The 20,962-nt window shown below is 71.5% G+C and carries 21 protein-coding genes; 7 read left to right on the top strand and 14 right to left on the bottom strand.

Annotation, left to right across the window (positions count from 1 at the left end):
• Nucleotides 1–47 precede the first annotated feature (47 nt).
• The 6 genes from AB0G11_RS31710 to AB0G11_RS31685 all read right to left on the bottom strand — a co-directional run bounded on the left by AB0G11_RS31710 (nt 48) and on the right by AB0G11_RS31685 (nt 6,175).
• Nucleotides 48–1,247, bottom strand: coding sequence for a CU044_5270 family protein (locus tag AB0G11_RS31710; protein WP_357590277.1), 1,200 nt, complete (start codon nt 1,245–1,247; stop codon nt 48–50).
• Complete coding sequence (locus AB0G11_RS31705) at nt 1,244–1,798, bottom strand: RNA polymerase sigma factor (RefSeq protein WP_219500937.1); 555 nt, start codon at nt 1,796–1,798, stop codon at nt 1,244–1,246. Before AB0G11_RS31705 ends, AB0G11_RS31710 begins: the two co-directional genes overlap by 4 nt.
• 908 nt (nt 1,799–2,706) lie before the next feature.
• Nucleotides 2,707–3,603, bottom strand: coding sequence for a hypothetical protein (locus AB0G11_RS31700; protein ID WP_357590275.1), 897 nt, complete (start codon nt 3,601–3,603; stop codon nt 2,707–2,709).
• A 91-nt stretch (nt 3,604–3,694) separates the two neighbouring features.
• A complete protein-coding gene (locus AB0G11_RS31695; protein ID WP_357590273.1) occupies nt 3,695–4,525 on the bottom strand; it encodes an SRPBCC family protein in 831 nt (276 codons plus the stop codon).
• Nucleotides 4,518–5,075 carry a helix-turn-helix domain-containing protein gene (locus AB0G11_RS31690; protein WP_357590272.1) on the bottom strand — a complete coding sequence of 186 codons (558 nt, stop codon included), beginning with the start codon at nt 5,073–5,075 and terminating at the stop codon, nt 4,518–4,520. The genes AB0G11_RS31695 and AB0G11_RS31690 overlap by 8 nt, the downstream gene beginning before the upstream one ends.
• 77 nt (nt 5,076–5,152) lie before the next feature.
• Nucleotides 5,153–6,175: a GDP-mannose 4,6-dehydratase gene (locus AB0G11_RS31685; protein ID WP_246644112.1), complete on the bottom strand. Its 1,023-nt coding sequence runs from the start codon at nt 6,173–6,175 to the stop codon at nt 5,153–5,155.
• A 240-nt stretch (nt 6,176–6,415) separates the two neighbouring features.
• On the opposite strand from AB0G11_RS31685, the gene AB0G11_RS31680 reads away from it, so the two are divergent.
• The 4 genes from AB0G11_RS31680 to AB0G11_RS31665 all read left to right on the top strand — a co-directional run bounded on the left by AB0G11_RS31680 (nt 6,416) and on the right by AB0G11_RS31665 (nt 10,570).
• Nucleotides 6,416–7,660 carry a glycosyltransferase family 4 protein gene (locus AB0G11_RS31680; RefSeq protein ID WP_219500928.1) on the top strand — a complete coding sequence of 415 codons (1,245 nt, stop codon included), beginning with the start codon at nt 6,416–6,418 and terminating at the stop codon, nt 7,658–7,660.
• 21 nt (nt 7,661–7,681) lie between these two features.
• Nucleotides 7,682–8,398, top strand: a complete 717-nt coding sequence (locus AB0G11_RS31675) for a class I SAM-dependent methyltransferase (protein WP_219500925.1) — start codon at nt 7,682–7,684, stop codon at nt 8,396–8,398.
• Nucleotides 8,395–9,435: a prenyltransferase gene (locus tag AB0G11_RS31670; protein WP_219500923.1), complete on the top strand. Its 1,041-nt coding sequence runs from the start codon at nt 8,395–8,397 to the stop codon at nt 9,433–9,435. The genes AB0G11_RS31675 and AB0G11_RS31670 overlap by 4 nt, the downstream gene beginning before the upstream one ends.
• A 226-nt stretch (nt 9,436–9,661) precedes the next feature.
• Nucleotides 9,662–10,570, top strand: a complete 909-nt coding sequence (locus AB0G11_RS31665; protein WP_357590336.1) for a DUF1702 family protein — start codon at nt 9,662–9,664, stop codon at nt 10,568–10,570.
• Here AB0G11_RS31665 and AB0G11_RS31660 read toward each other — a convergent pair.
• The gene (locus AB0G11_RS31660) at nt 10,567–11,196 is read right to left on the bottom strand and encodes a class I SAM-dependent methyltransferase (protein WP_357590334.1); all 630 of its coding nucleotides are present in this window, start codon (nt 11,194–11,196) and stop codon (nt 10,567–10,569) included. The two genes, AB0G11_RS31665 and AB0G11_RS31660, sit on opposite strands and share 4 nt — an antisense overlap.
• An 84-nt stretch (nt 11,197–11,280) precedes the next feature.
• Between AB0G11_RS31660 and AB0G11_RS31655 the strand changes: the two genes are divergently transcribed.
• The 3 genes from AB0G11_RS31655 to AB0G11_RS31645 are packed head-to-tail and all read left to right on the top strand — an operon-like array spanning nt 11,281 to nt 13,021.
• Nucleotides 11,281–11,727 (top strand): pyridoxamine 5'-phosphate oxidase family protein, encoded by a 447-nt coding sequence (locus tag AB0G11_RS31655; RefSeq protein WP_219500919.1) that lies wholly within the window; start codon nt 11,281–11,283, stop codon nt 11,725–11,727.
• Entirely contained in the window at nt 11,724–11,915 is a 192-nt protein-coding gene (locus AB0G11_RS31650) for a ferredoxin (RefSeq protein WP_219500917.1), read from the top strand. The genes AB0G11_RS31655 and AB0G11_RS31650 overlap by 4 nt, the downstream gene beginning before the upstream one ends.
• Nucleotides 11,916–11,935: 20 nt before the next feature.
• Complete coding sequence (locus AB0G11_RS31645; RefSeq protein ID WP_219500916.1) at nt 11,936–13,021, top strand: zinc-binding dehydrogenase; 1,086 nt, start codon at nt 11,936–11,938, stop codon at nt 13,019–13,021.
• 4 nt (nt 13,022–13,025) lie between these two features.
• On the opposite strand, the gene AB0G11_RS31640 is transcribed toward AB0G11_RS31645, so the two are convergent.
• From AB0G11_RS31640 to AB0G11_RS31610, 7 genes are all read right to left on the bottom strand, one after another.
• On the bottom strand, nt 13,026–13,538 hold the full coding sequence (locus tag AB0G11_RS31640) for a DinB family protein (protein WP_219500915.1): 513 nt from the start codon (nt 13,536–13,538) through the stop codon (nt 13,026–13,028).
• Between the two features lie 18 nt (nt 13,539–13,556).
• Nucleotides 13,557–14,936, bottom strand: coding sequence for a DNRLRE domain-containing protein (locus tag AB0G11_RS31635; protein WP_357590271.1), 1,380 nt, complete (start codon nt 14,934–14,936; stop codon nt 13,557–13,559).
• 296 nt (nt 14,937–15,232) lie between these two features.
• Nucleotides 15,233–16,237, bottom strand: a complete 1,005-nt coding sequence (locus AB0G11_RS31630) for a sugar phosphate isomerase/epimerase family protein (protein ID WP_357590269.1) — start codon at nt 16,235–16,237, stop codon at nt 15,233–15,235.
• Nucleotides 16,234–17,385: a Gfo/Idh/MocA family oxidoreductase gene (locus AB0G11_RS31625; RefSeq protein WP_219500913.1), complete on the bottom strand. Its 1,152-nt coding sequence runs from the start codon at nt 17,383–17,385 to the stop codon at nt 16,234–16,236. The genes AB0G11_RS31630 and AB0G11_RS31625 overlap by 4 nt, the downstream gene beginning before the upstream one ends.
• Before the next feature lie 11 nt (nt 17,386–17,396).
• Nucleotides 17,397–18,452, bottom strand: coding sequence for an ABC transporter substrate-binding protein (locus tag AB0G11_RS31620; protein WP_219500911.1), 1,056 nt, complete (start codon nt 18,450–18,452; stop codon nt 17,397–17,399).
• Nucleotides 18,449–19,468: an ABC transporter permease gene (locus AB0G11_RS31615; RefSeq protein WP_246644110.1), complete on the bottom strand. Its 1,020-nt coding sequence runs from the start codon at nt 19,466–19,468 to the stop codon at nt 18,449–18,451. The genes AB0G11_RS31620 and AB0G11_RS31615 overlap by 4 nt, the downstream gene beginning before the upstream one ends.
• Entirely contained in the window at nt 19,468–20,955 is a 1,488-nt protein-coding gene (locus tag AB0G11_RS31610; protein ID WP_219500910.1) for a sugar ABC transporter ATP-binding protein, read from the bottom strand. Before AB0G11_RS31610 ends, AB0G11_RS31615 begins: the two co-directional genes overlap by 1 nt.
• Between the last annotated feature and the right edge of the window lie 7 nt (nt 20,956–20,962).

Below are 20,962 nucleotides of genomic sequence, written 5' to 3'. Positions count from 1 at the left end.
GCCTCGCGGGCAGGCTCGGCCGCTCGTCCGTCCAGCCCGACCCGGCCTCAGTCACGCCGCGCCGGCAGGCTCGGGCGCTCGTCCGTCCAGCCGATCGCCTGGAACGAGGTGGAGTAGCGCAACTCCACCTGCCGCCCGTCGGCGAGATCGGTGGTGTGCCTCCGCACCTCGGCGAGGAGCAGCCCGCTGCCCGGATCGACCACGAGCTGAACCCGGGCGAACACGCCCGGCTCGATCTCCTCCCGGTAGCCGAGCGCCTGCCCGCGCCGCCCCTGCGGGTCCGTCACCTCCCCCTCGGCCCGGATACCGGGCAGGGACGCCAGGATCCGGTACGCGGACGCGCGCACCTCGGGCGACGCCGGCAGCCGGCTGATGATCTCCACACAGTCGCGCAGGAGGATGTGCGCCCTCGCCTCCTTCACGTCCACCCCGGATCCGGCCAGGTCCAGCCGGCCGATGCCCTCTTCCAGGTAGCTCCGGAGCTTCCCGGGGTCGCTCGGCAGCGCCCGTACCTGCTTCCAGGTCAGCGGCCCCCCGATCAGGTGACCGGCCGTGCCCTTCCACTTGCCGTACAGCCGTTCGGCGGACCGCTCCCCCGCCGCCGTCCTCAGCGGCCGGGACGGGACGGAGAACAGGTTGTCCGTCCTCATGTCCTCGGGATAACGCCAGCTCGCGGGCGCCCCGGCGGCCCGCCACGCCTGCTCGTCCCGCGCGGTCGCTGGCTTGACCCCGAGATCCTGCCGGATGCGCCAGCTCTGCAGCTCCGGCCGTACCGCCAGCCACGTCTCCAGGGACCGGCTGCCCTCCAGCATGTAACCGCGCGTGGGATCGGGCAGCATCCACCGCGAGACGGTCGTGGTGCGCCAGTAGTCACCGCTCGCCGGGGCCCGCTCCGTGGCGACGGCCGCGGCCAGCAGGATCTGCTGAGCGGTCGACCCGCCGGCCGGAGCCGACAGCGACGCGCTCGGCTGCGGCACTCCCGGCTGGGACTCGCCCGGCTGGGGCACGACGGAGATCGTTCCGCCGGACAGCATCGCGGGGACCACGACCCCCGCCGCCACGGCGGCCGCGGCCACGCCGAGCAGCGCGCGACCGGGAGCGCGCAGACGCCTCCGCCGTTGTTCGGGCACGCGCTCCAGCGACACGACCTCGGCCAGCAGCGCGTCCGCCCCCGGAGTGGACACCCGGCCGGCCAGCTCCTCGTCCAGCACGCGCGCCCGGCCCTTGAAGATCTCGTCGTTGTTCACCCTGACTCCTTCTCGATGAGCGTCCGCGACACGAACCCGGCGGCCGACGGGCGGGTCTTCTCCAGGGCCTTGGCGAAGCGCTTGCGGGCCCGGTGCAGGCGGATCCGGACGGCGTTGCGGGAGCAGCCCAGCACCGTGGCGATCTCGCCGGGGTCGAGCTCCTCCCAGAGCGCCAGGGCCAGCAGCTCCCGATCACCGTCGGCCAGCATGCCCATCGCCTCGGCCACGCCGTCCTGCCCACCGGACGGGTGTACGGGCGGGGCGTAGAGGCGTTCGAGCTCGGCGGTCAACTCGGCGTGCCGGGTCAGCCTGCGCCGCTCGCTGCGGCGATGATTGGCCAGAACCCGGCGGGCCACGCCGTACAGCCACAGCCTGCCCGCCTCGCCGTCGGGCAACTCGCTCATCCGCCGCCAGGCGACCACATAGGTCTCGGCCACGACATCGGCGGCGTCCTCCGGCGAGGCGCACCGCCGCACGGCATACCCGAGGATCTGCTCATATGTTCGCCGGTACACCGCCTCGAACCGGGACCGGTCGTCTCGTTCACTCACGCGTCATCCTCGTCAGGCCTTCCGAACGCTGCTGGCTTCCACCCCCTACGTGTCCGCGCCGACCACCAGAATTTCACCCACCCCCGCCCCTCCCGCCTCACCCCACCCGACCACCCCCACAACCCAGGTGATCCCCGAGCCAAGGGCCTGCAGCCGAACCCGCCCCACCGCACCGGCCGACCAACCCCGGGGGCGTACGGAGACGGACTCTGGAACGACGGGGCCCGGGAAAGGCGGGCCCTGAGAGCGGGCCTGGAGGGTGAGACCCGGTGACTGCGGCCCCGAAGGCCGCAGCCGGGCACCGAGCCTGCCGACCGGCCCTGAGGGCGGGACCCTACCGACCCTCTGGGGCCCTGCCCACCAGCCCTGGACACGGGGCCCTGGGGAGGGCGCCCGCACCGCCCTGGAACGGGGGCCTGAGCACCGGCCCCTTGGGGGCGGCCCAGCGGGCCGCCGGGTTGGGGCGGGCTTGGAGCGCCGGCCCTAGGGGGCACCGCCCCGGGGCGCAGATCGGAGGGCGCGGACCCGAGACGCGGACCCAGGGCGCGAGCCCCGGCGAGCGGGAGCCCCGAAGTGCCAGCCCCAAGGGCGGGGCCTGAGGGCCGCACCCGCGCACTGGACCCCGGGAGTGCCGGGGCCTGAGGAGCGGCGGGCGGCGGCGCCTGCGCGACAGAGGGGCCGGAGGGGCCGGAAAGCGGGCGTTCGGGGAGGGAAAGCGGTGCGGCCATCGCGGGGAGACCTTCGGACAGCAGCGGTAGGACGAAGGAAGGAGGGGGCGATGGCCGCAGTCACATTGTGACGCCTGGGGGTGGCCCCGCGAAGCCGTTCAGCCATATTGACCTGCGAATATTCCCTGTGGCAGTGGTGAACGGGCGGCATTGGCGGGGTTTGCCCCGGCGCAACCGGCGTCACTCCCGACGGGGGGTGTAGTAGCGGCGGCGTTGGTGGGGCAGGGCGGGGCGGCGGCGGAGGGCGCGGATGCGGGACAGGATGCGGATCGTCTCGTCGGGGGTGGGCCGCCAGCCTCGTTCGATGAGGGCGTTGGCGACGTTCTCCAGCAGGTCGGCGCTGTGGGCGGGGATGACGTCGCGGCCGACGACGATGATGCGCCAGCCGTGGTGGCGGAGCTCGTCGCGCCGGGTCTCGTCGTGGCGCCGGTCGGCCGGGGTGGTGTGGTGGGCACGGCCGTCGTACTCGACGGCGAGCCGGTGCGGCTCCCAGCCGAGGTCGAGGTAGGCGTTGCGGCCTTCGGGGAGGGGGACGCGGATCTGGGTGGCGGGTCTGGGGAGGCCGCCGTCGACGAGGATGACCCGCAGCCAGCTCTCCCTGGGTGAGGCGGCGCCCCAGTCGGTGAGGGAGAGCAGGTCGTGGACGCGGTCGGACGGGGAGCGCCGCCACACGGCGTCGAGGTCGACCCCGGCGCGCAGGAACCGGTCCAGCAGGGCGACGGCGTCGAGCCTGGGCAGGTGGGCGGCGCAGTCGAGGGCGGTGCGCTCCGGGGTGGTGACGCGGACGCCGTCGTGCTCGGTGATGTCGCGGGCGGGCAGGCGGGTCACGTGGGTGACGCAGCCGGGGATGGCCACGTGGGCAGGGGCGATGACCTCGACGGGCCAGGCGGCCTCGGGGGTGGCGGTGCTCAGCGGGTGCAGGCCCCAGATGTGCGCGGCCGTCTGGCGGCACGCCACGGCCCGGGGGACGGCACGGGTGACGCGGCGGGCGCGGTCGAGCAGGGATCCGGCGTCCGTGCGAGGGACGGTGCCGTGGTCCGTAGGGAAGGGAGAGGGGCGGGGGCCGGGGGCGTTCACGGGCACCATGATGGGCCGGACCAGGACGCCCCCCGAGGCCAGAACGCGGTTCTGTGGATAACCCCGGGAGGCAACCTCCAGGCCCAGGCCGTCAGCTCACCCAGAGGGGCTGCCAGGCCGGGATCTCGTGATAGCGGCGCAGTTCGGCGAGCCCCGACAGGTTGCCCGCCCAGGCGGCGTACGGTGGCCGGTCGAAGCCGCTCTGCACCATCGTCAGCCGGGTCCGCCCCTCGCTGCCCTCCAGCTCCCAGGAGCTGATCCCCACGGGCCCCCAGTCGACGGTGAGGCGCTGCTCCGGCTCCAGCTCCAGGACCTTGGCCGGGTGCGGGTCGTTGTCGAATCCGCCCATGGCGTAGCGCCCGCCGACGTGCGGCTCGATCTCGATCGGGTAGCCGAACCAGCGCGTGACGGCCTCGCTGTCGATCAGCGACTCGAACACCGCCGACGGCGCGGCGTCGATCGTCACGGTGGCGCGCAGGTCGTCGGAGGTGAAGTCGACCTTGGGCGTGAGCTCGCGGCCCTCGAAGTGCTCGGCCAGGTTGGCCAGCGCGAGGCACCAGTAGGTCTGGAGCACGCCCCGGATGCTGCTCTCCGTCATGGCCTCGCGGTAGTCGAAGTGGGTCTGCGAGACGGTGACGATCGTGCTGTCGGGCGTCTCCTCCTCGACGGACAGCTCGGCTGTGGTCTCGACGCCGTCGAGGGTCCAGGCGACGCGTACGGTGTCGTCGTCGGCGTGGAGCAGGCGCTGGTGGGGCGCGTCGCCCTCGGGCGTGTGGCGCCCCCAGAAGGCGTAGCGCTCGGGCAGTGAGACCTCGGCGTGCTCGGCCAGCCACACACGCAGCAGCGCCGGATCGGTCAGGGCGTTGCGGACCTCCTTGACCGGGGCCTGGACTCGGGCACGGAGGATCATCGGCTCACTCATCGTCGTCTTCCTTGGGATAGCAGGCCACGGCGAGCTTGAAGGCGTCGCCTTCGGCTCCGCCGTAGCGGGTGAAAAGGTCTCGCAGGGTGTTCTGGAGGTCGTTGAGGAATTCCTGCCGGTTCTCTGGACGTACGCGGATCTCGCCCGACAGGCCGATCGACGGGAGCTCCGGCGCGGACCTGTCGAGGGCGGCGATGTCGGCCTGGACCTCCTCCATCAGGTCGAGGAGGTAGCCGAGGCTCAGCTCGTCGCGGGCCTTGGCCAGGCCGATGCGGCCGACCAGGCGCGGCGACAGCCAGTAGGAGCGGGCGCCGGCCTGGTAGATGCCTTCGTTGATGCCCCGGACCTTGCGCTCCGACACCAGGTCGACCAGCCCGGCGTCGACGAGGCGTTTGACGTGGTAGTAGACCCGCTGAGGCGTCTGGCCGAGCCGGGCGGCCACCTCGGTGCAGGTGCGCGGCTCGGCGAGTTGCCGCAGCACTTCCACGCGCTGCGGCTTGAGCAGGGCCTCGGCCTGCTCGATCGCTTCCAGGTACAGGACGTCTCTCATTGCAAAAATCACTCTTTACGTAAAAAACTTGCTTGTCAATAGGGCGCGCGGAAGCGCGGGGTGGTTCCGGGAGGGCACTACGGCCAGGAACTCTCCTGGTCCGGGTCGCCGCCGTCGGTCAGCAGCCGCAGGTCGGACTCGACCATCATGGCCACGAGCTCGTCGAACGAGACCGTCGGCTCCCAGCCGAGCTGCACCCGGGCCTTCTTCGGGTCGGCGCAGAGCAGGTCCACCTCGGCGGGGCGGTGCAGTGAGCTGTCAGTGACGACGTAGCGCTCCCAGTCGAGCCCGGCCGCCGCGAACGCCGCCTCGGCCAGCTCGCGCACCGACTTCATGTGGCCGGTGCCGATGACGTAGTCCTCGGGCGTGCCGGCCTGCAGCATCAGGTGCATGGCCCGGACGTAGTCGCCGGCGAAGCCCCAGTCGCGCCGGGCCTCCAGGTTGCCCAGGCGCAGCTCGGCGGCGAGGCCGAGCTTGATCCGCGCCACGCCGAGCGAGACCTTGCGGGTGACGAACTCGGCGCCCCGGCGCGGCGACTCGTGGTTGAACAGGATGCCGGAGACGGCGAACATGCCGTAGGACTCGCGGTAGTTCTGCGTGAGGAAGTGGCCGTACGTCTTGGCCACGCCGTAGGGCGAGCGCGGGTGGAAGGCGGTGGCCTCGTTCTGCGGCGTCTCGGCGACCTGGCCGAACATCTCGGAGGACGAAGCCTGATAAAAGCGGATCTGTCCGGAGTCCCGCGACCCTCGCGACACGCCCGAGCACACCCGGATCGCCTCCAGCATGCGCAGCACGCCCATCCCGGTGACCTCGGCGGTCAGCTCGGCCTGCTCCCAGGACATCGGCACGAACGAGATCGCGCCCAGGTTGTAGACCTCGTCGGGCTGAACGCGTTCCACCGCCGAGATGAGCGAACCCTGGTCGAGCAGGTCGCCGCGCACCACCTGGACGTCGGCCAGCAGCTTGCGGATCCGCGACAGCCGCGGGTTGGCCTGGCCGCGGGCCAGCCCCCACACCTCGTATCCCTGGCCGAGCAGGTGCTCCGCCAAGTAGGAACCGTCCTGGCCGGTGATGCCGGTGATCAGAGCGCGCCTGGCCAACGGGTCCTCCAACTGTGCCGCCGCATCCATTGGGATGGAATGTACTGCCATGCCCATGACCGCTCACCTAGAACACGTTCCACCGAACCACGCTCGGTCACGGCAACGTCGCAGTTCGCACGGCCTGTCGAAGCCGTTGTGAACAATTCCAGATGACCTACCGAATGGTAGCCTTCTCGGACTAAGGTCATCTTTCACGGTACACGCCCTTCCACGGGGCCTACCGGGCAGGAGAAAGGGGTGTCCGTGAGCGACTCGCTGCGGATCGCGCTGCTGTCCTACCGCAGCAAGCCCACCTGTGGTGGCCAAGGCGTGTACCTCCGCCACCTGACACGCGAGCTGGTCGCGCTCGGCCACCACGTCGAGGTGTTCTCCGGACCGCCCTACCCCGAGCTCGACGAGGGCGTCATCCTGCGCGAGGTGCCCAGCCTCGACCTCTACCGCGACGAGGACCCGTTCCGCACGCCCAAGCTCGCCGAGTACCGCGACTGGATCGACGTGCTGGAGGTCGGCACCATGTGGACGGCCGGCTTCCCCGAGCCGCTGACGTTCACGCTGCGCGCCCACCGCGAGCTGAAGAAGCGCGTCGGCGACTTCGACGTCGTCCAGGACAACCAGACGCTCGGCTACGGCCTGCTCGGCATCCAGAAGCTGTTCCCGGTGGTCGGCACCATCCACCACCCGATCAGCGTCGACCGGCGCATCGAGCTGGAGGCGGCCAAGGGCGCCAAGAAGCTGACCATGCGCCGTTGGTACGGGTTCGTGAAGATGCAGGCCAAGGTCGCGCCCCGGCTGAACCCGATCCTGACCGTCAGCGAGTCGTCGCTGGCCGACATCCACCGTGACTTCAACGTGCCGCAGGCCAACATGCGCCTGATCCCGCTCGGCGTCGACACCCGCTACTTCCACCCGCGCCCGGACAAGCCCCGGCGCAAGGGCTCGATCGTGGCCGTGGCCAGCGCCGACTCCCCGATGAAGGGCGTCTCGACGCTGCTGCGGGCGGTCGCCAAGCTCGCCACCGAGCGCGACGTCAACCTGACCGTCGTCAGCAAGCCGACCCCCGGCGGGCCGACCGAGCAGCTCGTGAAGGAGCTGTCGCTGGAGGACCGGGTCCGGTTCCTGCACGGCATCTCCGACGACGAGCTGGGCGAGCTGATCGCCACCTCGGAGATCTCGGTCGTGCCGTCGCTGTACGAGGGCTTCTCGCTGCCGGCCGTCGAGCACATGGCGTGCGCCACGCCGCTGGTCGCCAGCCGCACCGGGGCGCTGCCCGAGGTGGTCGGCGACGCCGCCGTGCAGGTGACGCCGGGCGACCCGGAGGAGCTGGCCGCCGTGCTGCGCCGCCTGCACGACTCGCCCGAGGAGCGCGAGCGCGTCGGCAAGGCCGGCTACGACCGGGTCATGGAGCGCTACACCTGGACCGTCGTCGCGAAGAAGACCGTCGAGGCCTACCGCGAGGCCATCGCGGCCCGTCGTACCCGCTGACCTGCAAGGGAGATTCGCCCAGTGCTCACCGTGGACTTCGACCGCCTGCCCGTCGGGCCCGGCGTGCGCGTGCTCGACCTCGGCTGCGGCGGCGGCAGGCACGCCTTCGAGGTGTTGCGCCGCGGCGCCGACGTGGTCGCGTTCGACATGGACCAGGCCGAGCTCGACAGCGTGGCGGCCATGTTCGTGGCCATGGACAAGGCGGGCGAGGTGCCGCTGGGGGCCTCCGGCGAGACCGTCCAGGGCACCGCGCTGGACATGCCGTTCGAGGACGGCGGGTTCGACCGGGTCATCGCGGCCGAGGTGCTGGAGCACATCCCCGACGACATGGCGGCCATGCGGGAGATCTTCCGGGTGCTCAAGCCGGGCGGCACCGCCGCGATCACCGTGCCGAGCTTCCTGCCCGAGCGCATCTGCTGGGCGCTGGACGAGGACTACCACACGGCCCCCGGCGGGCACGTGCGCATCTACACGCTGGCGGAGCTGTCGGCCAAGCTGAAGGCCACCGGGTTCGTCATCGGCCCGCACCACCACGCCCACGGCCTGCACGCGCCCTACTGGTGGATCAAGTGCGCGGTCGGCGTCAACAACGACGACCACCCGCTCGCCAAGGCGTACCACGAGCTGCTGGTGTGGGACATCATGAAGCGCCCGGCCGCCACCCGCATCGCCGAGGCCCTGCTCAACCCGGTCATCGGCAAGAGCGTCGTGCTCTACGTCAGGAAGCCCGAGGCGTGATCCCGCGCGAGCAGGTCGTCCGCACGGCCGAGAGCATCGCGGCGATCCAGCAGGACGACGGCGGCGTGCCGTGGCCGGAGGGGCACGTCGACGCGTGGAACCACGTCGAGTGCCTGATGGCCATGACGGTGGCCGGGCTCGCCGGGCCGGTCGCGCGCGGCTACGACTGGCTGGCGCGCCACCAGCGCGAGGACGGCTCGTGGCCGATGAAGGTCACCGGCGGCGCGGCCGTCGAGCACGGCGGCGAGTCCAACCACGCCGCGTACGTCGCGGTCGGGCTCTGGCACCACCTGCTCGTGAACGGCGACGAGGACTTCGCGCGGGAGCGCTGGCCGATGGTCAAGGCCGCGCTCGACTACGTGGCCGGGCTGCAGACCGGGCGCGGCGAGATCGTGTGGGAGCGCGACGCGCACGGCAGGGCGGCCGACTACGCGCTGCTGACCGGCTGCTCCTCGATCCACCAGGGCCTGCGCTGCGGGGTGCGGCTCGGCGACCGGCTGGGCGACCCGCAGCCGCACTGGGAGCTGGCCGCCGACCGGCTGGCGCACGTGCTGGCCGCCCATCCGGAGGCGTTCGCCGACAAGAGCCGCTTCTCGATGGACTGGTACTACCCGGTGCTCGGCGGCGCGGTGCGCGGCGCGCAGGCGATGGAGCTGCTGGAGCGGGAGTGGGGCACGTTCGTGGTGCCGGGGCTCGGCATCCGCTGCGTGTCGGACCAGCCGTGGGTGACCGGGGCGGAGACGTGCGAGCTGGTGCTGGCGCTGGACGCGGCCGGCGACCGTGACCGGGCCGCGACGCTGTTCGCCGACATGCAGCACCTGCGGCACGAGGACGGCTCGTACTGGACGGGCTGGCAGTTCGCCAACCGCAAGCACTTCCCGCACGAGCGGTCCGGCTACACGGCCGCCGCCGTCGTGCTCGCCGCCGACGCCCTGTCGGGCCTCACGGGCGGCTCGGGCCTCTTCCGCGACGTCGCCGCCACCTCGCCCGCGCCCGTGCGCGCCGACGTCTGCGGCTGCACCCCCGCCCGCGCCTGACTTTCCCGTACGAGCCGCGTTCCGAGGCCGCAAGGGGTTTTGCCGATCCTTTGCCCGGACAAGCCGAGCGGTTGCGGGCAATGGCGTATTGCGGTTACTAGGTTCGTGGGTGGCCGTACGAGGCGTCTTCGGGGGAAGCGTGGGCGACACGGGCACAACAACGTTCTTGGAGCAGGTCGGGACCGAGCCGACGCCGGCGCAGGTGCGCGGGTGGCGGAGGTATCTGATGAAGGATGCCTGCGAATCCGATCTGAGCAGGCGGAGGTTCCGGCTGACGCGGGGACCTTCCCGGACGGTCATCGAGAATGCCGAAAAGTCATATGTCTTCGGCTTCAATGCCGTTATTTCGGAGGAAATCGAGAGGATCGAGGATCTGCCGCACGACCAGCGGGCCTTCGCCTACGAAGGCGCCGGGGCCGCGTGCGCGGTGCTCGATCTGATCACACTGACCCGGGGCCGGCGCCTTCGCGAGCTACTGGCCGGCCCCGCCGCACATCACCCGTTCGCCGCCCACCTGGGCGCGGGCCGCGGCTACGCGCTGCTGCGGCTGCGCCCGGTCCGCGCCGGACGCCGGGCGCACCCGCTGCTGCGCTGGCTGGCCGTCGACGGGTTCGGGTTCGGGTGGAGCATGGCCAGGGCGGACCGGATGGTGGGCGAGCGCGCCATGCCCGACCTGCTCTCCCGGGCCCACTGCGCGCTCTTCGACCAGGGGCTCGGCAGGCTGCTGTGGTATCACGACTGCGCCTCGCCCGACGACGTGGCCGCGAGGGTGGCCTCGTACCCGGCGATCCGGCGGGCGGCGCTGTGGAGCGGCGTCGGCTTCGCGGCGGCCTACACGGGCGGCGCGGAGGCCGACGAGCTGTGGTGGCTCACCGACCACGCGGGCGCCGACGGCTTCCGCCCGCACCTGGCGCAGGGCTGCGCGTTCGCGGTGGCCGCCAGGGCGCAGGCGGGCCCGCTGCCCGACCACGTGGCGCAGGCGGTGCCGATCCTCACCGGCGGCGAGCCCGAGGAGGCCGCCGCGTGGGCCGACACCGCGCTGATGATCCTGGGCCACGACCCGCACACCCACGAGGACTACCAGGCCTGGCAGGCGCACACGCGCCGCCTCTGGGCGCGCCGCCACCAGGTCTAGATTCCGTCGGCCACCCGCTCCAGGACCCGCAGCGAGCCCTCGGCGCGCACCTCGGTGAACGCGCCGGACTCCAGCGCGCGCCGGTAGACGCGGTAGGGCGCCTGCCCGCCGTCGGCCGGGTCGGGGTAGACGTCGTGGAAGACCAGGGCGCCGCCGATCACCACGTGCGGCGCCCAGCCCTCGTAGTCGCGGGTCACCGGCTCCTCGGAATGGCCGCCGTCGATGAACAGCATGCCCAGCGGCGTGGCCCAGAGCGCGGCCACCCGCTCGGACCCGCCGACGATCGCGATCACCTCGTCCTCCAGCCCGGCGGCGGCGATCGTGGCGCGGAAGGTGGGCAGCGAGTCCATCTTGCCGAAGCGCAGGTCGACGAGCGTGGGGTCGTGGTGGGCCCAGCCGGGCTGGATCTCCTCCGAGCCCCGGTGGTGGTCGACGGTGATGACCACGGACCCGGTCTGCCGGGCCGCCGCGCCGAGGTAGATGGCCGACTTGCCGCAGTAGGTGCCGATCTCGCAGATCGGCCCGCGCGGGCCGTAGACGCAGGCCGTCTCGAACAGCGCCAGGCCCTCCTGCGACGGCATGAATCCCTTGGCGTGCTCGGCTGCGTAACGCAGCGCGGGGGGCATCGTCATAGCCCTGCACCCTAGTCGAACCGAACAACATTCCGTCGCCCTCTTGCCCGGCATAATGCAACCTGTTCTACTGGCAGCGTGAATCAGCGCGCTCGCATCGCGATGCCGGACGACGAGGTCACCGCGTTGCTGGAGGGGGCCAGGAAGCTGCAACTGGCGACCATCAACCCCGACGGCACCCCGCACCTGGTGACCATGTTCCACGGGCTCGACGGCAAGGGCCGGATCACCTTCTGGACGTACGCCAAGTCGCAGAAGGCCCGCAACCTGGCGCGCGACCGCCGGGTGAGCTGCCTGATCGAGGCCGGCGAGGACTACGCCGAGCTGCGCGGGGTCCTGATCTACGGCGAGGCCGTGCGACTGGACGACCCGATGGAGGTCGGCATGGCCGTCGCCCGCAGGACGACCCCGGGCGTGGCGGACGACCTCCTGCGCCCCTATGTCGAGCAGACCGGCCGGAAACGGTTCGCGTACGCCGTGGAGCCCGGCAAAGTGGTCTCATGGGATCACCGGAGGCTCACATGAAGATCAACGTCGACTACCTGGTCTGCGAGGCCAACGCCGTGTGCATGGGGCTCGCGCCAGAGGTGTTCGAGGTGGACGACAACGACGAACTCCACGTCCTGCTGCCCGAACCGCCCCCCGAGATGCTGGACCGCGTGCGTCACGCGGTGCGGTCCTGTCCCAAAGCCGCACTTTCCCTAGAGGAATAGCCCGACAGGAGGAATCCCCCATGCGCGCCGCGCTTCTGCACGCCGTAGGCGATGACAAGCTCGAGATCCGCGACGACGTGACCCTGGCCCCGGTGGGCCCGGCGGACGTCCGGGTGCGGATCCGGGCGACGGGCGTCTGCCATTCGGACCTGTCGGCCATGTCAGGCGTGCTGCCGCAGCCCGTGCCGCTCGTCCCCGGCCACGAGGGCGCGGGCGAGGTGGTGGAGGTCGGCGCCCACGTCACCTCGGTCGCCCCGGGCGACCACGTGGTGATCAGCTGGCGCCCCGCCTGCCAGGAGTGCGACCTGTGCCTGGGCGGCCAGCCGTTCCTCTGCCCGAAGTACATGATCGAGTCGTTCACCAAGGGCAACTTCCGGTTCGGCGGCGACACCACGGCCTTCGGCATGGCCGGCTGCGGCACCTGGGCCGAGGAGATCGTGGTGCCCTGGCAGGGCGCCATCAAGATCGACCCGGAGGTGCCGTGGGAGGCGGCGGCGCTGATCGGCTGCGGCATCACGACCGGCGTCGGGGCCGTGGTCAACACCGCCAAGGTGCGGCCCGGCTCCACGGTCGTGGTGATCGGCTGCGGCGGCGTCGGCCTGTCGGTCATCCAGGGCGCGCGGGTGTCCGGCGCCAGGACGATCCTGGCCGTCGACCCGCTGGAGTCCAAGCACGAGCTGGCCAGGAAGGTCGGCGCGACCCACGCGGTCACCCCCGAGGGCGTCCCCGGCGCGCTGGCCGAGCTCACCGGCGGCCAGGGCTTCGACTACGGCTTCGAGGTCGTCGGCAAGGCCGCCACGATCCAGAGCGCCTGGCAGCTCACCCGGCAGGGCGGCGACGTCGTCGTGGTGGGCGCGGGCGCCACGGACGACATGGTGTCGATCTCCGCCTTCAGCCTGCTGTTCGAGGGCAAGAACCTGCTGTCCAGCCTGTACGGCGAGGCCGACGTGCGGCACGACTTCCCCTACTTCGCCAAGCTCTACAAGGCCGGGCAGCTCGACCTGGAGTCGCTGATCAGCTCGCGGATCCGGCTGGCCGACCTCAACGACGCCGTGGCCGCGCTGCGGGGCGGCGAGGTGCTGCGCCAGATCGTGGTGATGGACTGACGGCTCAGCGGTGCGCCCACAGGTCGCGCAGCAGCGCGACCTCGGCGCCGTGGTGGATGACCTCCCGGTTGATGTGGAGCACCAGGGTGGCCAGCGGCCGGTCGGCGTACGGGCCCTCCGAGGGGCCGACGGGCCGCGCCAGGTCGCCCGGCCCGAGCGAGCGCACGCCGCTCGACCAGCGCTCGTACGCCTCGTCGAGCTGCTCCAGGGCGCCCGCCGCCGTCGTCGCGTACGGGAACGTGCCGTAGTCGACGGCGGGGCCGCCGAACTGGGCGGCCGTGCGGGCGCCGAGGACGCCCACGACGACGTGGGCCAGCCGCCAGGCGATCGTGGTGACCGGCGCGGGCTCCGGCGGCGGGTAGGCCCAGTCGATGACGCCGTCACGGATGCTCCAGGAGCCGGGGACCGGCTCCCAGAGATACTCCTCGTCGCTCAGGCCGTCGAGGCGGGGACGGAGCTGCCTGGTCCAGTGCCAGGAGAGCTGCTCGTGCAGCTCGGCGGTCCAGTCGAGATCCATCCCCCAGTCCTACCCGAGCTAGCGCCAGTAGACGACCGCCAGCGTGGGCGGCTTGACGCCCTGCTCCTTGTTCTCGAAGGCGGCGAACGCCCGCCAGTTCGTGGCCTCGCTCTCGTCGGCGCCGCGCAGCTGGATGCCGTGGTTGGGGGCGCCCTTGGCCCACGCCTGCGCGATGCCGGTCACGCCCCACGTCAGGAACCCGGGGCCGCCGGCGCAGGGCTCGGTCCAGGTGCGGCCGAGCCCGGCGCGCACGGTGGAGGAGCCCTCCTTGACCGTGGGGGGCTTGTTGTCCCAGTTGAGGTTGTTCTCGTCCCACGGGCCGGTGACGCGCTCGGCGGTGAGGCCGGAGCCGACGCGCAGGCCGCAGGCGTTGGTCTCGACGTTCCACATGCCGAGGCCCGCCCACAGCACCCGCTTGCCGGTGAACGCGCTGGTGTCGAACTTGACCAGGCTGCGCATCACGTCGCCGCCCTGGCCGTTCTCCCACGGCATGGTGCCCGCGATGATCATCGCGTCGCCGGGGTGCGAGGCCCAGGAGGTGGCCACGTCGGTGTCGACCTCCACGCCGGGCAGCGTGATCGTCGGGTCGACGGTCACCGGGTAGACCCGCTTCGGGTCCGACAGGAACTCCGCGTCCGGCGTCAGCACCAGGACCTTGGCGCCGTTCTCGGTCCGCACGGCGGCCTCGACCGGGGCGATGGCGTCGCCGCGCGGCTTGCCGCGCCCACTGGCGTCCCACATCACCGGCTTGGCGCCGGCCGCGACGACCTCGCCGGCGTCGCTCCTGAGCTCCAGCCGCCCGTCGGCGGCCTCGCCCAGCTCCACCCCTTCGGTCCGTACGGGGATCCGCAGCTCGATCGGCCCGGACGGCTTCGTACGGAGGACCACGTCGTGCCGGAAGCCCGTCGGCAGGACGGTCACCACCAGGTTGGCGCCCGGCCCGGCGGCGTCGGCGAACGTGGCGACGTTGCCCGCGACCTTGGGCGCGGGCAGCGCCTGCGGCCACTGGAGGGAGAACTTCCGCCCCTGCTCGTCGACCATCGTGGCCAGCGGGCCCTCGCCGCCGGCGGACACGGTGACGTCGGCCTTGGCGGCCTTCGGCTTGAGCACGCCGCCCTCGGCGACGAGCGTGGTGTCGATCGGCACCCACCGGTCGCCCTGCTTCACGTTGGACGGGCCGGAGGTGATGGTGGCGGTGAGGGTGCCGTCGGGGTTGGCGACGGTGGTGCTGTTCTCGTCGGTCAGGCTCGGCACGGGCACGGCCTGGCCGGTCTTGGCCGCCTGCGCGGAGGCGGCCTCCACGGCGGTGGGCGGCTCGGCCGCGTGGGCGGCGGGAACCCCCGAGAGAGCGGTTACGGCGGCGACCCCGAGCGCCAGTTTGCCGACAGTGCTCTTCATGACGGTGCGCAAATGGTTTCCTCACGTCAAGTGCCTGGCGACGTGCGACCGCGGAGGGGCGTAGTACGGTGTCACGCCCCTCCGTCCCCTGATCGCACGGCGTCACAGAAGTATCACGACCGCATATCAGGGTGAAATAGGAAATAGAGAATGCGACCTAGATCACAAAGCGCTGAGTTACCGATTTAAGCGCACCGTCATAAAAAGGTTGGTGTTTAAAGCACTTTTTCCGAAATATCCATAAAAAGCACGGGCCGCGCCCCCGTACTGGACGCGGCCCGTGCGGGGAGAGGTCGTCAGCCCGACGAGAACGCCGCGTCGAACGCCGTCGCCGGCGGCGTGATCGCGTTGAGGTCGCGGATGTAGGCCAGCGCCTCCCGGGCGCCGTCCAGCCGGTCCATGCCCGCGTCCTCCCACTCGATCGAGATCGGGCCCGCGTAACCGATCGAGTTGAGCGCCCGGAAACAGTCCTCCCACGGCACGTCACCCCGGCCCGTCGAGACGAAGTCCCAGCCCCGGCGCATGTCCGCCCACGGCATGTGCGACGACAGCCGGCCCCGGCGGCCGTCGCCCACGCGCATCCGCGTGTCCTTGCAGTCGACGTGATAGATCCGGTCGGCGAAGTCCAGGATGAACGCCACCGGATCGAGGTCCTGCCACACCATGTGCGACGGGTCCCAGTTGAGGCCGAAGGCGGGCCGGTGGCCGATCGCCTCCAGTGTGCGGACAGTCGTGTAGTAGTCGTAGGCGATCTCGCTCGGGTGGATCTCGTGCGCGAACCGCACCCCCACCTCGTCGAACACGTCCAGGATCGGGTTCCAGCGGTCGGCGAAGTCCTGGTAGCCCGCGTCCACCATCGACGCCGGCACCGGCGGGAACATCGCCACCGTGTGCCAGATCGACGAGCCGGTGAAGCCCACCACCGTGTCGACCCCCAGCAGCGCGGCGGCCCGCGCGGTGTTCTTCAGCTCCTCGGCCGCCGCCTGGCGCACCGACTCCGGATCGCCCGACCCCCAGATCCGGGCCGGCAGGATCGCCTTGTGCCGCTCGTCGATCGGATGGTCGCAGACGGCCTGGCCCACCAGGTGGTTGGAGATCGTCCACACCTTGAGGCCGTGCTTGTCGAGCTGGGCGCGCTTCTGCTCCACGTACGACGGGTCGGCGACCGCCTGCGCCACGTCGAAGTGGTCACCCGAGCAGGCGATCTCCAGGCCGTCGTAGCCCCACTCGGCGGCCAGCCTGCACACCTCCTCGAACGGCAGGTCGGCCCACTGACCGGTGAACAGCGTGATGGGTCTCATGAGTCCTCCACAGCGGTGAAACGGCTCCCGTCGGCCGCGCTCCGCTCGACCGCCGCGAGCACGCGCTGCACCCGCAGCCCGTCGGCGAACGACGGCGAAGGGTCGCGCCCCTCGGCGATCGCCTCCAGGAAGTCCTTGATCTCGTGCGTGAACGTGTGCTCGTAGCCGAGCCCGTGACCCGGCGGCCACCAGGCTCCGACGTACGGATGGTCGGGCTCGGTCACGAGGATGCGCTCGAAGCCCCGGCCGCCCTCGCTGAACCACAGCTCGTTCATCGACTCGAAGTCGAAGGCGAGGCTGCCGAGCGAGCCGTTGATCTCGATGCGCAACGCGTTCTTGCGGCCCGTGGCGAACCGGGTGGCCTCGTACGAGCCCACCGCCCCGCCCGACAGCCGCGCGGTGAACAGGGCGGCGTCGTCCACCGTGACCGTCCCCCGGCCGGAGCCGCCCCCGGCCGACAGCCCCGACGACGACTCCGGCAGCGGCCGTTCCTTGACGAAGGTCTCCATCAGCGCGGACACCCCGACGATGTGCTGCCCGCTGATGAACTGCGTGGCGTCGATGATGTGCGCGCCGATGTCGCCGAGCGCGCCCGAGCCCGCCTTGTCCTTGCGCAGCCGCCACACCAGCGGGAAGTCCGGGTCGACGATCCAGTCCTGCAGATACTGGGCCCGCACGTGCCGGATCTCCCCCAGCCTGCCCTGCTCCACGAGCTGCCTGGCCAGCGCCACCGCCGGGACCCGCCGGTAGTTGAAGGCCACCATGCTGCGCCCCGTCGCCGAGGCGGCGGCCTGCACCATGGCCTCCGCCTCGGCCACCGTGTTGGCCAGCGGCTTCTCGCAGATGACGTGCTTGCCCGCGCGCAGGGCGGCGATCGCGATCTCGGCATGCGTGTCGCCGGGCGTGCAGATGTCGACCACGTCGACGTCCGCACGCGCGATCACCTCACGCCAGTCGGTCACCGCCTCCGCCCAGCCCAGCTGCTCGGCGGCCGCCTCGGTCGCCTCCTTCGACCGGCCGGCGATCACCCGCATCCGCGGCACGGCCGGCACGTCGAAGAAGGCGGCGACGCTGCGCCAGGCCTGGGAGTGGACGCGGCCCATGAAGGCGTAACCGATCATGCCGACGCCGACGGTTCTTGCTGACATGCAACCCCCGATCAGGATTCGAAGCCGAGGTCCAGATACTTCTCGACGTTCTCCTTGGTAATGGTCTCGGACGCGAGCGTGATGGACTGCGGAACCTGGTTCTCCACGAGGTCACTCATGCCCTTGCCTTGGGCGATCAGGCGCGCCAGTTTGATGGCCGAGGAGGCCATCGTGGGGCTGTAGGTGACCGTGGCCTGCAGCACCGACGTGCCCGACTGGATCTCCCGCATGGCGTTGGCCGACCCCGCGCCGCCCACCATGACGAACTCGTTCCGTCCCGCTTCCTTGATCGCCGCCAGCACGCCGACCCCCTGGTCGTCGTCGTGGTTCCACATCGCGTCGATCTTCTTGTGCGCCTGGAGCAGGCCTGTCGCCACCTGGTTGCCCGTCTCCACGGTGAACTTGGCGTCCTGCTTGGCCGTCACGCTGAACCCGTACGTCTTCAGCGCGTCCTCGAAGCCCTTGCTGCGGTCCTGGGTGAGCGGGAGCGTGGCGATGCCCTGGATCTCCACGATGACCGGGTTCGACACGCCCTTGTCCTTGAGCGCCTTGCCGATGTGGTGACCGGCGGCCACGCCCATGCCGTAGTTGTCGCCGCCGATCCACGTCCGGTAGGCGAGCTTGTCCGGGAAGACGCGGTCGAGGTTGATCACGGGGATGCCGGCCTCGGTCGCGCGCAGCGCGATCTGGTTGAGCTGCTGGCCGTCGTTGGGCAGGATGACCAGCGCGTTCACCTTGGCGGCGATGAGCGACTCGACGGCGGAGATCTGCTGGTTGATGTCGTTGGTCGGCTCGACCGGCTTGAACTCGATGTCGGGATACTGCTTGGCGGTGGCTTCGGCGTTCTTGGCGATGGCGGCGATCCAGCCGTGGTCGGCGGCGGGCGCCGAGAAGCCGATGACGACCTTGTCGCCGGGCTCGTCGTTGCCGCTGGCCGCCGGGGCCGGCTGCGGCGCGGCCGTGGTGGGCGAGGCCGACGGCTCGTTGCTGGTGCAGCCCGCCGCTAAGAGCGCGGCGCCGCCGAGACCGCCGACGAGGAATCCCCTGCGCGCGACGTTGTTGCTCATGGTGCTCTCTCCTTCAGGTTTCGCCGCTGGAGAAGGACGGCGACGACGATGATCAGGCCCTTGGCGATCAGCTGGTCGCTGGTGTTGAGGCCGTTGAGGATGAACAGGTTCGTGATGAGCGTGAAGATGAGCAGGCCCAGGATGGAGCCGATGATCGTGCCGCGGCCGCCGGTGAGCAGGGTGCCGCCGATGATGACGGCGGCGATGGCGTCGAGCTCGTACAGGTCGCCGTGGGTGGACGAGCCTGTGGTCGTGCGCGCCATGATCAGGATGGCGGCGATGCCGCAGCACAGCCCGGACAGGGCGTAGAGGAGCATCGTGTGCCGCCGGACGTCGATGCCGGCGAGCCTGGCGGCCTCCGGGTTGCCGCCGACGGCGTAGGTGCGGCGGCCGAAGGTGGTGCGGTTGAGCAGGATCCAGCCGAGCACCACGACCAGCGCGAAGATGTAGACGAGCAGCGGGATGCCGAGGATGCGGGTGGTCGACAGGGCGGCGATCGCACCCTCGCCGTCGATGAGCTGGGTCTTGCGGTCCGACATGCGCTGGGCCAGGCCGCGTGCCGCCACCAGCATGGCCAGCGTGGCGATGAACGGCACGAGCCGCCCGTAGGCGATGAGCAGGCCGTTGACCAGCCCGGTGCCGGTGCCGACGAGGATGGCGCAGACGGCCATGACGACGGGCCCGAACTCCTGGGTGGCCACGGTGGTGGCCCAGACGGACGCCAGGGCCATGATCGCACCGACGGACAGGTCGATGCCGCCGCCGATGATGACGAAGGTGGCGCCGACGGTGATCACGCCGATGGTGGCGGCGAGCGAGAGGATGCTGACGAGGTTGGAGGCGGTGGCGAAGTTCTCCGGCCGGGTGACGAGGCCGACGACGACGAGCAGGCCGAGGGCCACGAGCAGGCCCAGGTGGCGGGCTCCGGTGAGGGAGTTCAGGGTGGCGCGGGCCGGTGGTGGCGCGGCTCCGCCGGTCTCGGGGACCGCCGCGGGCGGTCTTCGGGCGTCGCTCATCAGGCCGCTCTCCCATTCATGATCATGTCGAGCACGCGGTGCTCGTCGAGTTCTCCGGCGGCGGCCTCGTGGATGACCGCGCCTTCGCGCACCACCAGCACGCGGTCGGCCAGGCCGAGCACCTCGGGCACCTCGCTGGACACCAGCAGGACGCCGATGCCCTGGTCGGCCAGGTCGCGGATGACCGCGTACAGCTCCGCCCTGGCGCCCACGTCCACGCCTCTGGTCGGTTCGTCGAGCAGGAGCAGGCGGCGGCTGCCGAGCAGCCAGCGGGCGAGCACCGCCTTCTGCTGGTTGCCGCCGGACAGGGTCTTGACCGGCCGTTCGGGGTCGGGCGGCCGGATGTCGAGCGCTTTGACCAGGCGTTCGGCTTCGGCGCGCTCGCGGGCCCGGTTCATCCAGCCGAACCTGGCGAAGCCCGGCAGGCTGCCCAGCGTGATGTTGGCGGTGACGCTCTGGTCGAGGAGGAGGGCCTGGGCCTTGCGTTCCTCGGGGGCCAGGCCCATGCCCCGGCGGACGCTGGTGACGACGCCGCCGCGGCGTAACCGCTTCCCGGCGAGCACGACGCTGCCAGAGGCGGGACGCGCGCCGTACACCGCTTCGAGGATCTCCGAGCGGCCGGAGCCGACCAGGCCGGCCAGTCCGACGATCTCGCCGGCGCGGACGCTGAAGCTGACGTCGTGGAAGGCGCCGGGCGAGGTCAGGCCCTCGACCTCCAGCACCTGGTCGCCGGGAGGCCGGGCGGCGCGGGGCGGGAAGACGTACTCGACGTTCCTGCCGGTCATCAGCGAGACGATGCGGGAGGTGGGGGTGTCGCGGGCGGGCAGGCCGACGGCGACGGTGCGGCCGTCCTTCAGCACGGTCACGCGGTCGCCGATCTCGCGGATCTCCTCCAGCCGGTGGGAGATGTAGACGACGGCCACGCCCTGGCCGGTGAGCTCGCGGATGATGCGGAAGAGGTTGGCGACCTCGTCGTGGGCGAGCGCGGCCGACGGCTCGTCCATGATGATCAGGCGGGCGTCGTGGGAGAGCGCCCGCGCCATCGAGACGACCTGCTTGGCCGCGGGTGAGAGCCTGCCGACCTCGGTGGAGGGGCGGATCTCGCCGTGGCCGAGGCGTTCGAGCACCTGGCGGGCGGCGCGGTGGCCGGCGCCGGTGTTGACGAAGCCGAGGCGGGCGTGCTCGTGGCCGAGGAAGATGTTGTCGGCGACGCTGAGCCCGTCGACCAGGTCGAGCTCCTGGTAGATGGTGGCGAAGCCGAGCCGGATGGCGTCCATCGGGCCTGACGGGCGCACCTGCGCGCCGTTGAACTCCACGGTGCCCTCGTCCGGCTGGTGGACGCCGGCCAGGACCTTGATCAGTGTCGACTTGCCGGCGCCGTTCTGGCCGAGCAGGCAGTGCACCTCGCCCGCCCGCACGTCCAGGTCGACCCCGTCCAGCGCGCGCACGCCGGGGAACTGCTTGACGATCCCCCTCATGACGAGCATCGGGCTC

This window comes from Nonomuraea sp. NPDC023979 (genome assembly GCF_040639085.1).
Classification (GTDB): domain Bacteria; phylum Actinomycetota; class Actinomycetes; order Streptosporangiales; family Streptosporangiaceae; genus Nonomuraea; species Nonomuraea ceibae.
Note: the sequence above shows the minus strand (reverse complement) of the source record. Positions and strands in the feature narration are given on the sequence as shown.